This is a genomic window from Streptomyces sp. C, assembly GCF_000158895.1.
In the GTDB taxonomy this organism is placed as follows: Bacteria; Actinomycetota; Actinomycetes; order Streptomycetales; family Streptomycetaceae; genus Streptomyces; species Streptomyces racemochromogenes.
This window is the reverse complement of the sequence record NZ_GG657750.1, coordinates 5,313,255-5,326,868: the sequence shown is the minus strand read 5'-3', so window position 1 is coordinate 5,326,868 and position 13,614 is coordinate 5,313,255. Positions and strand designations below refer to the sequence as shown.

The following is a 13,614-nucleotide window of genomic DNA, read 5'->3' as shown; positions in this document are numbered from 1 at the left end:
GGGGGCTGCCGAAGGTTCACCGACCAGAACGTGCACGAGGTCGACCCGGTCGCCCTGGTGCAGGCGGAGCTGCGCGCGCATCCGGACATCAGCGTCGGGGCGGACGGCATGCCCGCGGAGACCGCCGCCGCGATCCGCGCCTGCGGGAAGATCGGACAGGACCCCGGCCGCCTGCCCGGGTACGGCAGCCGTACTACCGGGACCTCACCGGGAACGGCAAGGACGAGCTGGTGATCGGCATCGAGCTCCCCGACAAGATGATGTCCGTACGGGTGTACACCGTGGACGCCGGCGGCCGGCTCAACCGGATCATGGCCACCACCGAGACCGTGATCAGCGTGGAGCTGGCGGGGCGGGACGTCATCCTGCGCGTGCCGAGCGGCAACCCCGGCTACGAGCTGATCACCGCCTGGTCCTGGGACGCGAAGCAGCGGACGATGCTGCCGGAGCGCGAGCAGATCGTACGGGTGCCGGCCGGGGCGGCGCCGGTGGCGCCGTCGGCGGCGGCGTCGGCGTCGGTGGCGGCGTCGGCCTCGGCCTCGGCCTCGGCGGCGGCGTCGGCGGCGGCGGCGAGCAGTTCTGCGGGCGCGCCGTGAGGGCATGGCTGCCGGCGTGGACGGCCACGCTGACCTGGAAGTCCGCCTGCTTCATCGTGGTGATGTGCTGCGCGCTCGCGGCGGTGCTGGGCGTACTGGTGCACGTGGAGGTGACCCGGCAGACGGTGGCGGCGGCCCGGGACAAGGCGCTGGACAAGCTCGACGAGGCCTCGTACGCGTACGAGGCGGGCGAGGCCCTGCCGCCGCAGTCCGGACTCGACCCGGCTGGGCTGCCGCCGGAGCTGCGGGCGCTCGCGCTGAGCGGCCGGCGCGGAACGGTCGTCGGCGACGCCGGCGGGCGCCCGGTGATGTGGGCGGCGGCCCCGGCCGACGGGAAGGCGCTGGCCACCCTCATCGACTACGGGCAGAGCGCGGGAACCATCCGGGGCCTCGACAACGCGATCATCGGCTCCTCCGTGCTGGCCCTCGGCGGCACCCTGCTGGTCGGCGCCTTCGCGGTGACCCGCGTGACGCGGCGGCTGCACCAGACGGCGACGGTCGCACGCCGGATCACCCAAGGCGACCTGGACGCCCGGGTCGGCGACCCCCGTACGGAGGACCCCTCGCGGCACCAGGACGAGGTGTCGACGGTGGCGGCCGCGCTGGACACCATGGCCGGGACCCTCCAGCGGAAACTGCAGAGCGAGCAGCGCTTCACGGCGGACGTCGCGCACGAGCTGCGCACGCCGCTGACGGGCTTGCAGGCGGCTTCGGAACTGCTGCCGGAGGGGCGGCCGACGGAGCTGGTCCGGGAGCGGGTGCGCACGATGCGGCAGCTGACGGAGGACCTGCTGGAGATCTCACGGCTGGACTCGGGCAACGAGCGGGTCGACACCGACCTGCACCAGCTGGAACGGCTGGCCCGGCGGGTGGTGCGGGCGTCGGGGCTGGAGACCGAGGTGGTCGTGGTCCGGGACGCGCACGTGGAGACGGACCGGCGGCGGCTGGAACGGGTGCTCGGGAACCTCCTCGCCAACGCCCACAAGCACGGGCGGGGCCCGGTGGTGCTCACGGTGGACGGCCCGGTCGTGACGGTACGGGACCACGGCGACGGGTACCCCGAGTACCTCCTCACGGACGGACCGCAGCGCTTCCGCAGCGGGGGCAAGGGACACGGCCTGGGCCTGACGATCGCAGCGGGCCAGGCGGAGGCCATCGGCGCCCGCCTGGAGTTCCGCCGGGCGCGGGGCGTTGGCGCGGAGGCGGTACTGACGCTGCCGGGGTCGTAGCGGGGGGGTGTTGTTCGGGCCCGCTGTCTCCCCCTCGACCCCTTGGGGTGGGGCGGGGGTTGCCCACCCGCCTCCCCTTCTGCGGGGCGGGGGGGGTGGGGAGCGGTATCCCCCGGGGCGGGTCTCAGGGAGGGTTGGGGGGCTTCCCGTCCAGCCCCATCGTCCCTTCCGGGTTCGTGCCGGCCCGTCAAGGGCGCTCCTTCGTCGCGTCGCTACGCGATCGCCTTCGGCGACCCTTGACCGACCGACCCGAACCGGAAAGCCGAAAGACTGCCGGGAAACCCCCAAAGAAACGCCACGGTCCATGGTGGAGGGACGGGCGTCTCAGGGACCAGGCGAGGGGCCGGGGGCCGGCCCGCTGGGCATCCGGGCCCCCAGGAGTCGCGATTCCGGACCAGGGGCGCGACTACCCGCACGAGAAGGCGAACAGAGCAGCCCAGGAAGCCCCCAGGCGCAGCAGATCGCTACGCGCTCCTCTCGTCTCAGCGTCCGACGACCGCCTGTGGCTGATAGCCGCACCAGAGGGCGAACGGAGCAGCCCAGAGAGCAGACAGGCGCGATAGATCGCTACGCGCTTCTCGAATCTCAGCGTCCGGCGGCCGTCTGGGGCTGATGCCGGCCCGTGCGCCCCTTTTGTCACTGTATGGGGGTCTGTTGTGGGGTCGGATGGGTCTCTGTCGGACTCTGCGGGTGAAAAAGACACGCGCAGACTCCGACAAGTCGGCAAAGGCCCTGCGGGAGGGGCGATTCGATCCTCGAAGGCCTTCGTCCGCCCGTTACGTGCCCCATCCCAGCCCCAGACGGCCGTCCGACGCCGAGCCGGGAGGAGCGCGTAGCGATCTGCCGCGCCTGGAGGCTCCCCGGGCCGCCCTGTTCGCCCTGTGGTGCGGGTATCAGCCACGGACGGTCCTCGGACGCTGAGACGGGAGGAGCGCGTAGCGATCTGGGGCGCCCGTCCGCTCCCTGTGCGGCTCTGTTCGTCTGCTCGTGCGGGGTAGCCGCGCCCCTGGTCCGGCATCGCAGGCGGGAGGGCTCGGATGCCCGGCGTACCGGGCCCCGGCCCCTCGTCTCGTCGCTGACGGGGCCGCTCCTCGCCTCTCTGCCCCGTGACCGTTCCTTCGGGGGCTTCCCGGCAGTCTTTCGGCTTTCCGGGGCGGGTCGGGCTGTCAAGGGTGGCCGAAGGCCATCGCGTAGCGACGCGACGAAGGAGCGCCCTTGACGGGCCGGCGCGACACGGAAAGCCGAAAGACTGCCGGGAAACCCCCGAACCGGCTGTGAGGCGGGCCCGCTCGGACTCCTCCCCCGGGCCCCGCCCCGCCTCAGCGGCCGCCGCGGGGCTTTGTCCAGGGCCAGCGGAGCTTCGGCTTCTCGCCCGACGGGGAGTACGTGTACTTCCACCCCTTCTGGAGTCCCAGCCGCTTCGTGTACCCCGACGGCACGCGCTCGTACAGCAGTACCGTCGGGGGGCCGCCGTCCGCTGCCGGGACCGGGATCTCGTACCACTTCGGCGGGTGGCCCGTCGGGCCCACGAGGATCGGGAGGACGCGGCCGTCCATCGGCCCGCCCTCGAAGGGGGTCGGTTCGCTTCTCACCCCCCCAGTGTCACAGCAGGTGCGCGGCCTCGGAGACCACCGGGATGACGCGGCGGGCCAGGACGCCGGCCGGGCCGTCCGGGCGTTCCAGGGCGAGGGCCGCGCGGGCCGCCGTGGCCGTTTCGGGGTCGGTGGCGGCGGTGGCGGTGAGCAGGGCGATGAACTGGTCCACCAGCCAGTCGCGGAGGGTGGCGGCCCCGGGCTGTTTGCCCTCGTCGATCCAGATCAGGGAGGCCGCCTCGACGGCCGTGATCCAGGTGCGGACCATCATCCGCAGCCGCGCTCCCGGCGCGGGGACGCCCAGGTGGAGGAGGATCTGTTCGGCGGCGGCGCGGCGGATGCCGTCCACCGTGGCCGTGGTGCGGGAGGTCTCCACGACGCTGCCGCCCTGGAGCAGCGCGGCGAAGCCGGCGTCGTGTTCGTCGACGAAGGCCAGGTAGCGGTCCAGGACGCGGGACAGCCGCTGGGTGAGCGGGCCGGTCTGGGGTTCGGTGAAGCACAGTTCGAGGACGTCCGCGGCCGAGCGCAGCGCGGCTTCGTACAGTTGCTGTTTGCCGCCCGGGAAGTAGCGGTAGACCAGCGGGCGCGAGACGCCGGCGGCTTCGGCGACGTCGTCGAGGGAGATCTCCTCCGGGGCGCGGTGTGCGAACAACGAGAGTGCGGCGTCGAGGAGCTGGGCGCGCCGCTCCTCGACGCTCAGTCTGCGGTACGCCCGTACGGTCATGCCCGCAGGGTAGACGACGCGTCTACGCGAGGAGGCCGGAGCTGCGCCAGAGCCTGCGGCCGACACCGCGCAGGACGCCGATGTCGTCGAGGAAGTCGGTGAGGCGCTTGGCGCCGGTCTGCATAACCTCGCGGCGGTGGCCGCTGGCCTTGACCTGGGCGACGGCTTCGCGCCGGTCGAGGCCGACGTTGTCGTAGACGGCGGGGTTGACGAAGGCGACGGAGAAGACGCGGGCGGCCTCGCCGCAGCTGATCCGGGTGAGTTCCTGTTCCCAGCGCGGGGCGGTCAGCATCTGGCGGCGCAGTTCCTCGCGGGCGTAGCGGACGTGCCGGGCCTCTTCGATGACGTGGATGCGGGTGACGCCGCGGACGAGGGGCTGGATGCGCTCGTCCGGGAAGGTGAGGCGCTGCATCCAGTCGAGGATCTCCTCGCCGAGGAGGGTGCAGGCGAAGGACCCGGGGGTGGTGGAGACGGTCTTGAGGATGCGGGCGAGGTTGTGGTTGAGGCGGGTGACCGGGTATTCGGGGGCTCCGCCCTTCTGGATCATGCGGGCGAACATCATGGAGTGCCGGCATTCGTCGGCGATCTCGGTGAGCGCGTAGCGGACGTGGTTGCTGGTCAACGGCTTGTCGTAGATGTGCCGGACCAGGAGCTGCATGAGGATGATCTCGAACCAGATGCCGAGGGAGGCGAGGGAGGCGGCCTCGTGGCGGGAGAGGTCGATGCGCTGCTCCTCGCCCATCTTCTTCCACATCGGGGTGTCGTAGAGGGAGAGCAGCTCGGGCGGCCAGTAGTACGTGCCGTCGATCGGCGGGGCGTCCCAGTCGAGTTCCCGGTCGGGGTCGAAGGAGTGCTTGGCGGAGGATTCGAGGAGTCGTTCGGCGATCTGCTCGCGGTCCTTGAGGAGGCCGAGGGCGTCCCTCAGCGCGGCTCGTTCCGTCACTGTCGTCATGGCTTCGGGCACCTCGCGGTCGGGTTGCCTGTGGGGGTCACCTGTCGGGTTACCTGCGGTCACCCCTTATAAGACTCCCTGTCAGCAAGACCGTCAATCCCTCGCGCACGACTTGTTGACCCCGCGTCTACCAACGTGTGACGCTGCCAACTGTCCACTCCCGCACGGCAGTACGCGAGACGCAGTACGCGAGACGAGGAGGCGTCAGTGTCGACGCACGAGCTCTACACCCAGGCCCCGGACGAGGCCGTGTGGCCGGTCCCCGCCTCCGGCGCGGCCCGCTTCAGCTGGGAGTACGACGGGGGACGCGACCGCCTCCTCGCGCTGTATCAGAAGGGCAAGGACAAGCAGTGGGACGGCGCCAAGCGCATCGACTGGGACATCGAGGTGGACCCGTACGACCCCCTCGGCACCCCCGACGAGACGCTGACCCTCCACGGCACCCGGCACTGGGCGAAGATGACCGAGCGGGACAAGGGGGAGCTGCGCCGGCACTACAGCGCCTGGAACTTCAGCCAGTTCCTGCACGGCGAGCAGGGCGCGATGGTGTGCGCGGCGCGCATCGTGGAGTCCGTGCCCGACCTGGACGCGAAGTTCTACTCCGCCACCCAGACCATGGACGAGGCCCGGCACGCCGAGATCTTCGGGCGCTTCCTGCACGAGAAGGTCGGGATGCTCTACCCGATCAACGACAGCCTCCAGGGGCTCCTCGGCGACACCCTGCGCGACTCCCGCTGGGACATGCCCTACCTCGGCATGCAGGTGCTCATCGAGGGGCTGGCGCTGGCCGCCTTCGGGATGATCCGCGACACGACGGACAAGCCGCTGCCCAAGCAGATCCTCGCGTACGTGATGCAGGACGAGGCCCGCCACGTGGCCTTCGGGCGGATGGCGCTGCGGGACTACTACAAGCAGCTGACGGACGCCGAACTGCGCGAGCGCGAGGAGTTCGTCATCGAGGGCTGCTACCTGATGCGCGACCGGCTGCGCGGGGTGGAGGTCCTGGAGAACTTCGGCATCCCGAAGCGGGAGGCGGTGGAGTACACCGAGCAGTCGGAGTTCCTGCACCTGTTCCGCAAGCTGCTGTTCAGCCGGATCGTGCCGTGCGTCAAGGACATCGGGCTGTGGGGGGACCGGCTGCAGAAGGCGTACCTGGACATGGGCGTCTTCGAGATGGGCGACTCCAACCTCGACCTGCTGATGGCCCGGGACGAGGAGATCGCCGAGTCGCTGGACCGCGAGCGCTTCGCCGCAGAGGAGCGGGAGCGGGTGGCGGAGGTGGAGGCCGCCATCCAGGAGGGGGCGCAGGCCTGACGGCGAGGCCGCCCGTACGGCGGTGCGGAAGCGGCGGGTGGTGCGTTCGCCGACCCTTGACGGCCCCGCTCCCGGCGGGGGCGGCGGGCCGGGCTGCTTGCCGGGAATCGCATCGCCATCAACGGGGTTGGTGGGGGAAAGCCGATATTGGAGGGCCATGCGAGCGATCCAGGTGTACGAAGTGGGCGGTCCCGAGGTGCTGCAGGAGGCCGAGGTGGACCAGCCGAGGCCGGGTCCGGGCGAGGCGGTCGTGGAGGTCGCCGCATCCGGGGTCAACTTCCTCGACGTCTACCACCGCGAAGGCCGGTACAGCCTCCCGCTGCCCTTCACCCCGGGCGCCGAGGGTGCCGGCACGGTCGTCGAAGTGGGACCCGGCGTCGCTGACGTCGCAGTCGGGGACCGGGTCGGTTGGGTGGAGATTCCCGGCACGTATGCCGAGCGGGCCGTCGTGGACTCCTCCCGGCTGGTGCCGCTGCCCGACGACATCGGCTTCGAGACGGCCGCCGCCGTGCTCCTCCAAGGCATGACCGCGCACTATCTCGTCAAGGACGCCTACCCGGTTCAGGGGGGCGACACGGTGCTCGTGCACGCGGCTGCTGGTGGCATGGGGCTGCTTCTGACCCAGCTCATCACCCATCTCGGCGGCAGGGTGATCGGCACGACGTCGACCACGGCGAAGGCCGAGCTGGCGAAGCGTGCCGGGGCCGCCGAGGTGGTCCTTTCCTCCGCAGTCGACGATCTCGCGGCCGAGGTGAGGCGGCTCAACGGCGGTCAGGGACTGCCGGTCGTCTTCGACGGCGTCGGCGCGCACACCTTCGATGCGAGCCTCGCCAGCCTGCGAACCCGCGGCCATCTCGTGCTCTTCGGCGCGGCAAGTGGTGCCGTTCCGCCGTTTGATCCGATCCGGCTCGCCCACGGCGGTTCGCTGACCCTGATCCGGCCCAGCCTCGGGGACTTCATCGCCGATCGGTCCGAACTGCTCCGACGGGCCACCGATGTGTTCGAGTGGGTGCGCTCCAAGGCGCTTGAGGTCACCGTAACGGGCCGCTACGCATTGTCCGAGGCCGCCCGGGCCCACAGCGATCTGGAGGCTCGGCGCACCACCGGCAAGCTGCTCCTCGTACCCGATGCGGCCGCTATGGGACGCCGAGAGGAGACGCAGAACACCTAGTCCGTGCCTGCCCGTAGCGCCGCCTGCATCACCGCCCGCGCGATCGGGGCCGCCGCGCCGTTGCCGCTGATGTCCCCGCGCACCGCCGAGGCGTCCTCGACCACCACCGCGACCGCCACCGCCGGCTGCGGCGCCCCCTGCCCGCGGGCCCAGGCGATGAACCAGGCGTAGGGGGTGCCGGCGTTGCCGACGCCGTGCTGCGCGGTGCCCGTCTTGCCTCCGACCAGCGCGCCCGGGATCGCCGCGTTGCGCCCGGTGCCGTCCTCCACCACCTTCACCATCAGCTCCTGCATACGCAGCGCCGCGGCCGGGCTCATCGCCCGGCTCAGGGTGCGCCGGTCGGTACGCCGCACCAGGGAGCCGTCGTCCTGGGTCGTGCGGTCCACCAGGTAGGGGGTGCGGATCTCGCCCCCGTTGGCCACGGCCGCAGCGACCATGGCCATCTGCAGCGGGGTGGCCTTGGTGTTGAACTGCCCGATGGAGGACAGCGCCAGCTGGTCGGGGCTCATGTCGGTGTCGAAGTTCGACCGCGACACCCACGACGGCACCCGCAGCCCCTCGTCGTTGAACCCGAAGCGCTCCGCCGCCTCCACCATGCCGCGCAGCCCGACCCGCACCCCGATGTCGGCCATCACCGTGTTGCAGGACCACTGCACCGCCTCCGCCATCGAGGCCTCCGCGCAGCCCGTGGCCGCGTTCGGCAGCAGGGTGCTGGTGCCGGGCAGGGGGTACGGGTCCGGGGTCCGGGTCGGGGCGTCGACGTCGGTGACCACGCCCGCGTCGAGGGCGGCGGCCGCCGTCACGATCTTGAAGGTGGAGCCGGGCGGATAGGTCTCGCGCAGCGCGCGGTTGAGCATCGGCCGGGTGGGGTCCGCGTTCAGCCGCTCCCAGGCCGCCTTGACCCTCGTACCGGTGCCGGAGAGCAGCCCCGGGTCGTACGAGGGGCTGCTGACCAGGGCCAGGATCCTGCCCGTGGCCGGCTCGACGGCGGCGACCGCGCCGCGCTTGCCGCCGAGACCCCGGTACGCGGCCTGCTGGACGGCGGCGCGCAGGGTGGTCACGGCGTTGCCGCCGCCGGGGCGGCCGCGCGAGAGGTCGTACCAGAGCGGGAAGGCGGACAGTCCCGGGTCGGTGCCGGAGAGGACGGCGTCCTCGGCGCGCTCGACGAAGCTGGTCCCGTACGTCTGGGAGGAGAAGCCCGTGACGGGCGCGTAGAGCGGGCCGTCGGTGTAGGTCCGCTCGTAACGCAGCAGCTGGCCGCTGTCGCGGGAGCCGGTGACGGGCCGGCCGTCGACCAGGATGTCGCCGCGCGGCTCGGCGTAGCGGTCGATGGCGGGGCGCTTGTTGGCGGGGTTCGCGCCGTAGGCGGCGGACTCCCACACCTGCACCCGGGCGACGTTGGCCAGCAGGGCGGCGAGCAGGAGGGCGCAGAAGTACGCGCACCAGCGGATGTAGCGGATCATGCGGGCCCCTCCTGCGGTGGGACGGGGGCGGGGCCGGGGCCGGAGCCCGGGTTGGGGCCGGGGCCGGGTCTGGGCCTGCGGGCGCTGTCGCTGAGCCGGACGAGGAGGGCGACGATGATCCAGTTGGTGACGACGGAGGAGCCGCCCTGCGCGAGGAAGGGCATGGCCATGCCGGTGAGCGGGATGAGGCCGGTGACGCCGCCCGCGATGACGAACACCTGGAGGGCGACGATCGACGCGAGCCCGGTGGCCAGCAGCCGCCCGAAGGGGTCGCGCAGCGCGAGTCCGGCGCGGAAGCCCCGGGACACGAGGAGCCCGTACAGGAGCAGGATGGCGGTGAGGCCGACGAGGCCGAGCTCCTCTCCGGCGGTGGCGAGGACGAAGTCCGACTTGGCGGCGAAGCCGATGAGGAAGGACTGGCCGTGGCCGAGGCCGGCGCCGAGCAGGCCGCCGGCGGCGAAGGCGAAGAGGGACTGGGCGAGCTGGCCGGGGCCGTCGCCGCGCTCGATGGAGGCGAAAGGATTCATCCAGTCCTGGACGCGGCTGTGGACGTGCGGTTCGAGGGTGCCGACGGCGTACGCGCCGAGGGCGGCGAGCAGCAGCCCGATCGCGATCCAGCCGATCCGCCCGGTCGCGGTGAAGAGCATGATCACGAAGAGGCCGAAGAAGAGCAGCGAGGTCCCGAGGTCCCGCTCCAGGACGAGTACGCCGACGCTGAGCAGCCAGATCGCGAGGATCGGCCCGAGCACCCGGCCGGGCAGGAGGCGGAGCTTCCAGAAGAGCCGGCGTCCGGTGAGGGCGAGGGCGGTGCGGTTCGCGGCGAGGTAGGCGGCGAAGAACAGCGCGAGCAGGATCTTGGCGAACTCCCCCGGCTGGAAGGAGAGCCCGGCGAAGCGGATCCAGATGTGGGCGCCGTTGACGGCCGGGAAGAAGACGGGCAGCAGCATGAGGGTGAGGGCGGCGGTGACCGACAGGTACGCGTACCGCTGGAGCGTCCGGTGGTCGCGCAGGAGGACCAGGACGAGGACGAAGAGGACCACCCCGAGCGCCGACCACCGCAGCTGGTCCCCCGCCCCGGGTGCCCCCGGGGTGGCCAGGTCGAGGCGCTGGATGAGCACCAGGCCGAGCCCGTTGAGCAGGACGGCGATGGGCAGCAGGAGCGGATCGGCGTACGGGGCCCGGAGCCGCACGGCCAGGTGCGCGATCAGCGCGGCCCCGCCGAGCCCGGCGGCGTAGGGGGCCGCGGGGGCCCGGGTGCTCTTGCCGTCCGCGGCGAGGCCGACGTAGAGGTGGCCCAGGACGGAGATCAGGACCGCGCCCGCGAGGAGCGTCAGCTCGATGCCGCGGCGCTTGGCGGCCCGTGCGTCGGGGGGCGGCGGCGGAGCGGGCTCCGTCACCTTCGCCGTCAGAGCGGTCATACGCGGAAACGTAGCAAGGTCGCGGCTGGTATGTCCGCTTATGTCATAGGGTGCCGAAGAGTCGTCAGAAACGGTCAGGCAAGAGCGGTCAGGCAGAACGGTCAGGCAGAACGGTCAGGAGTGAGGAGCCCGGCTCATGGGACCTGTGGAATTCATCGTCCTCGCCTTCCCGGAGGAACAGCTCCGGGTCCCGGCGGTCGAGGCCGTGATGGGGCTGCGCAAGACCGGGGTGGTCCGCCTCATCGACGGCCTCGTCACGACCAAGACGGCCTCGGGGGAGGTACTGGCGGCGGAGTTCGACGAGTTCGTGGAGCTCCAGGGCATCCTGGCGGGCCGTGACGTGGCCCGGCTGATCGGCCCCGAGGACGTCCGCGAGGCGGCGGAGCTCCTGGACCGGGGCAGCTGCGCGCTGCTGCTGGTGGTCGAACACGTCTGGGCCCAGGACGCGGCCGTCGCGGTACGGGCTGCGGGCGGACGGATCGTCGGCTCGGTCCGGATCCCGGCGGAGCGGGTGGGGGCGGCGTGATGTTCATCCGTCCGGTGGGCGTGACGGTCAAGGCGGCGGTCCGCCCGGCGGGCCGGCCGCTCCTGCGGGGCCTGCTGCGCCGGGCGGCGGGCGCGGCGGAGTGGGCGCAGGCGGAGGACAGCGGCGAGGCGGTGGTGGAGGGGTTCGGGGACGAGTACGGGGACGAGTTCAGGGATGAGTTCGGGGATCGGGTGGGGGACGGGGAACCCCGGGAGGAGGCCCCCTGGGAGGAGGAGACCCCCGGACCGGCCCCCACCGCCGAGGAGGAGGCGGAGCCTGCTCCGGGGGAGGCCCCCTCCGCCGCCGGCCCGGGGGCTCCTGCGGTTCCACCGCTGCCCGGCAGCCTGGTGGCGGAGCTGACGCAACTGGCGGACCTGACCCGGGAGGGACTGCTGACCCGGGAGGAGTTCAGCAGGGCGAAGGCCCGCCTGCTGGGAGGCGGGGGTGCGGGGGCGGAGTCGTAGCGGGGCGGTCTCAGGGAGGGTTGGGGGCTTCCCGTCAGTCCCATCGTCCTTCCGGTTCGGGCCGGTCCCTCAAGGGCGCTCCTTCGTCGCGTCGCTACGCGATCGCCTTCGGCGACCCTTGACCGACCGACCCGAACCGGAAAGCCGAAAGACTGCCGGGAAACCCCCAAAGAAACGGCACGGTCCAACGTTGGAGGAGCGGGTCCGTCAGCGATCAGACGAGGGGCCGGGCGCCGGCCCGCCAGGCATCCGGGCCCTCAGCAGTCTCATTCCGCGCCAGGGGCTCGACTACCTGCACGGGAGGTTGATCAGAGCACCCTGACGTGCACCCAGACGCGACAGATCGCTACGCGCTCCCCATTCCTCAGCGTCCGGCGACCGTCTTGGGCTGATACCTACACCAGAGGGTGATCATGACGGGCGGGAAGCGCATGGGCGCGACAGATCGCTACTCGCTTCTCCCGTCTCGGCGGCTGACGGCCGTATGGGGTTGATGGCCCGATCAGCGAGAGGTCACAGGGACTTCTGGAACCAGGCCACGTCCCAGAAGCGGTCGAACTTCCGGCCGACCTGTTCGAGGAGGCCGACCTGCCGGAAGCCGAAGCGCTCGTGGAGGCGTTGGGACGCCTGGTTGGGCATGGCGATCCCCGCGAGCGCCGTGTGGACGTCCTCCTGCGCCAGGACCTCGAAGAGCGAGGTGTAGAGCAGGCCGCCGATGCCACGGCCGACGTGCTCGGGTGCCAGGTAGACGCTGGTCTCCACGGAGGTGGCGTAGGCCGGCTTGGGGCGGAAGGCGCTGCTCGTCGCGTAGCCGAGGAGCTTCCCGCCCTCCTCGGCCACGAGCAGGCGGTGCGGGCCGGATGTGGGGTGGGCCAGCAGCCACGGCCGCCGCTGATCGGGGGTGAAGGGCTCGACGTCGAAGGTGATCGGCGTCTCGATGACGTAGTGGTTGTAGATGCGGGTCAGCTCGTCGAGGTCGTCCTCGACACCGGGCCGGATTTCCATGGTCATCCAGCCGACGGTACGCGGGGCTCGTTACGCCGCCGTTTCAGTGGCCCTGTGCGGTCTTGCGGGGATCGGTGGCCGTGATCTCCTCGACGAACCGTCGAACCTGGTCCTGGACGGGCTCGTGCGCGGACACCTGCATCGTGTACCCGCGAGAACCGCTGTCGGGACCCGTCAGGAAGTACATCGACACGCACGAGGACTCCCCCCGGCCGCTGACGTTGATGCCCTGCCGCAGCGGCAGACAGTTCCAGCGCTCGTACCAGCCGGAGTCCGTGATCCCTTGGGCGAGCAGGCGGGCGGCCGCGTCCACGGGTTCTTCCCAGCTGTGGTCCGCGACGACGCGGGCGAGCTCGGCGTCGTACTGGACAGCGTCGAACTCGGCCTCGGCTGGAAGGGGAACCCGAATGTCATCGGTGTTCTCCCAGCCGCTCCACACCACCCGGTCCCCCTGGCGCCGGATGGTGACGAACACCCCTCCGCAGCAGTCGGTCACGCAGTCGTTGTTCGACAGCTCGACCCGGGCCGGCTCCTCGGCCGCCCACAACGGCCACGTCTCAGGAGGTCCGAACCACATCCCCTGGCGACAGCTCGCATCGCCGCCGGGGTGGATCTCTTCCAGAACGTCCCGCCCGTCGATGAAGGGCCGTATGCCCACCGAGTAGAACACTGCTTGGGGATGCGGACGGTCGGCGCGAAGGGTGAGGACGTTCACCGACGGGAGGTGCTCCATCTCCCCATCATCGCCCAGGGCAGTTTCGCCCTCAGGCGGGTTCCACGTTGGTGACGGCCGTGGTGAATTCGCGACCGGAGGCACCACGGATGTAGGCGAGCTCCATCCAGCGTTCGATGCCCGTATCGGACACGTTCTCGTTGATCACCGCCATCAGCACACCCTCGACGCCCGAAGCGATGTCGCGGACACGTCGGCGGAGGAGGCGGTGCGGGACGTACTCGTAGCACTCACTCATCGGACGCCTCCTCGAACGTGCCGAGGAAGCGCTCCCACCCGGCCAGCGCCCGGTCGAACAGATCCGTACTGGGCTCGCCGCCGCTGTCCGCTGTCTCGCTGCAAGTACACGTGCACACAGGCCACTCCCTAGGTCGCCAGGTCGATCAAGTACGACGTTAGAGAGGGATTCCGGTAGGAAGGGGCCCGA

General features: G+C 71.5%; 14 protein-coding genes and 1 pseudogene. 7 read left to right on the top strand and 8 right to left on the bottom strand.

Annotated features, from left to right (window positions below):
- The 3 genes and pseudogenes from SSNG_RS45350 to SSNG_RS24210 form a co-directional block, all read left to right on the top strand.
- Positions 1-234: pseudogene (locus tag SSNG_RS45350) on the top strand (hypothetical protein); the annotation flags it as partial.
- Positions 231-596 (top strand): hypothetical protein, encoded by a 366-nt coding sequence (locus SSNG_RS45345; RefSeq protein WP_050779717.1) that lies wholly within the window; start codon positions 231-233, stop codon positions 594-596. The pseudogene SSNG_RS45350 and the gene SSNG_RS45345, both read left to right, overlap by 4 nt.
- Positions 593-1,825 (top strand): HAMP domain-containing sensor histidine kinase, encoded by a 1,233-nt coding sequence (locus tag SSNG_RS24210; protein ID WP_007266539.1) that lies wholly within the window; start codon positions 593-595, stop codon positions 1,823-1,825. Before SSNG_RS45345 ends, SSNG_RS24210 begins: the two co-directional genes overlap by 4 nt.
- Before the next feature lie 1,319 nt (positions 1,826-3,144).
- Here the strand turns inward: SSNG_RS24210 and SSNG_RS24205 are convergent.
- From SSNG_RS24205 to SSNG_RS24195, 3 genes are read right to left on the bottom strand one after another with little or no spacing between them, the layout of a single operon-like run.
- A complete protein-coding gene (locus tag SSNG_RS24205; protein WP_007266538.1) occupies positions 3,145-3,417 on the bottom strand; it encodes a hypothetical protein in 273 nt (90 codons plus the stop codon).
- Between the two features lie 10 nt (positions 3,418-3,427).
- The gene (locus SSNG_RS24200) at positions 3,428-4,141 is read right to left on the bottom strand and encodes a TetR/AcrR family transcriptional regulator (RefSeq protein WP_007266537.1); all 714 of its coding nucleotides are present in this window, start codon (positions 4,139-4,141) and stop codon (positions 3,428-3,430) included.
- Positions 4,142-4,163: 22 nt separating this feature from the next.
- Complete coding sequence (locus SSNG_RS24195) at positions 4,164-5,093, bottom strand: diiron oxygenase (protein ID WP_042801783.1); 930 nt, start codon at positions 5,091-5,093, stop codon at positions 4,164-4,166.
- Positions 5,094-5,300: 207 nt separating this feature from the next.
- On the opposite strand from SSNG_RS24195, the gene SSNG_RS24190 reads away from it, so the two are divergent.
- Together SSNG_RS24190 and SSNG_RS24185 are read left to right on the top strand one after the other, a co-directional pair.
- Positions 5,301-6,407, top strand: a complete 1,107-nt coding sequence (locus tag SSNG_RS24190) for a ferritin-like domain-containing protein (protein WP_007266535.1) — start codon at positions 5,301-5,303, stop codon at positions 6,405-6,407.
- A gap of 157 nt (positions 6,408-6,564) precedes the next feature.
- The gene (locus tag SSNG_RS24185) at positions 6,565-7,578 is read left to right on the top strand and encodes a quinone oxidoreductase (protein ID WP_007266534.1); all 1,014 of its coding nucleotides are present in this window, start codon (positions 6,565-6,567) and stop codon (positions 7,576-7,578) included.
- Here SSNG_RS24185 and SSNG_RS24180 read toward each other — a convergent pair.
- Both SSNG_RS24180 and SSNG_RS24175 read right to left on the bottom strand, forming a co-directional pair.
- A complete protein-coding gene (locus tag SSNG_RS24180) occupies positions 7,575-9,041 on the bottom strand; it encodes a penicillin-binding transpeptidase domain-containing protein (RefSeq protein WP_007266533.1) in 1,467 nt (488 codons plus the stop codon). The two genes, SSNG_RS24185 and SSNG_RS24180, sit on opposite strands and share 4 nt — an antisense overlap.
- Positions 9,038-10,459, bottom strand: coding sequence for an FtsW/RodA/SpoVE family cell cycle protein (locus tag SSNG_RS24175; protein WP_007266532.1), 1,422 nt, complete (start codon positions 10,457-10,459; stop codon positions 9,038-9,040). The genes SSNG_RS24180 and SSNG_RS24175 overlap by 4 nt, the downstream gene beginning before the upstream one ends.
- A gap of 136 nt (positions 10,460-10,595) precedes the next feature.
- Here SSNG_RS24175 and SSNG_RS24170 point away from each other — a divergent pair, with 136 nt between their 5' ends.
- Complete coding sequence (locus SSNG_RS24170; protein ID WP_007266531.1) at positions 10,596-10,985, top strand: DUF6325 family protein; 390 nt, start codon at positions 10,596-10,598, stop codon at positions 10,983-10,985.
- Positions 10,985-11,449: a hypothetical protein gene (locus SSNG_RS24165; RefSeq protein WP_129593333.1), complete on the top strand. Its 465-nt coding sequence runs from the start codon at positions 10,985-10,987 to the stop codon at positions 11,447-11,449. Before SSNG_RS24170 ends, SSNG_RS24165 begins: the two co-directional genes overlap by 1 nt.
- Before the next feature lie 513 nt (positions 11,450-11,962).
- Here SSNG_RS24165 and SSNG_RS24160 read toward each other — a convergent pair.
- From SSNG_RS24160 to SSNG_RS24150, 3 genes are read right to left on the bottom strand one after another with little or no spacing between them, the layout of a single operon-like run.
- Entirely contained in the window at positions 11,963-12,454 is a 492-nt protein-coding gene (locus SSNG_RS24160; protein ID WP_128637530.1) for a GNAT family N-acetyltransferase, read from the bottom strand.
- Between the two features lie 43 nt (positions 12,455-12,497).
- Complete coding sequence (locus SSNG_RS24155) at positions 12,498-13,187, bottom strand: hypothetical protein (protein ID WP_007266527.1); 690 nt, start codon at positions 13,185-13,187, stop codon at positions 12,498-12,500.
- 31 nt (positions 13,188-13,218) lie between these two features.
- Positions 13,219-13,425, bottom strand: coding sequence for a hypothetical protein (locus SSNG_RS24150; protein WP_007266526.1), 207 nt, complete (start codon positions 13,423-13,425; stop codon positions 13,219-13,221).
- Between the last annotated feature and the right edge of the window lie 189 nt (positions 13,426-13,614).

Coding starts and splice junctions, on each gene's coding strand:
- SSNG_RS24170 (WP_007266531.1), top strand. CDS start 10,596: ATGGGACCTGTGGAATTCATCGTCCTCGCCTTCCCGGAGGAACAGCTC.
- SSNG_RS24150 (WP_007266526.1), bottom strand. CDS start 13,425: ATGAGTGAGTGCTACGAGTACGTCCCGCACCGCCTCCTCCGCCGACGT.
- SSNG_RS24185 (WP_007266534.1), top strand. CDS start 6,565: ATGCGAGCGATCCAGGTGTACGAAGTGGGCGGTCCCGAGGTGCTGCAG.
- SSNG_RS24175 (WP_007266532.1), bottom strand. CDS start 10,459: ATGACCGCTCTGACGGCGAAGGTGACGGAGCCCGCTCCGCCGCCGCCC.
- SSNG_RS24180 (WP_007266533.1), bottom strand. CDS start 9,041: ATGATCCGCTACATCCGCTGGTGCGCGTACTTCTGCGCCCTCCTGCTC.
- SSNG_RS24165 (WP_129593333.1), top strand. CDS start 10,985: ATGTTCATCCGTCCGGTGGGCGTGACGGTCAAGGCGGCGGTCCGCCCG.
- SSNG_RS24160 (WP_128637530.1), bottom strand. CDS start 12,454: ATGGAAATCCGGCCCGGTGTCGAGGACGACCTCGACGAGCTGACCCGC.
- SSNG_RS24195 (WP_042801783.1), bottom strand. CDS start 5,093: ATGACGACAGTGACGGAACGAGCCGCGCTGAGGGACGCCCTCGGCCTC.
- SSNG_RS24200 (WP_007266537.1), bottom strand. CDS start 4,141: ATGACCGTACGGGCGTACCGCAGACTGAGCGTCGAGGAGCGGCGCGCC.
- SSNG_RS24155 (WP_007266527.1), bottom strand. CDS start 13,187: ATGGAGCACCTCCCGTCGGTGAACGTCCTCACCCTTCGCGCCGACCGT.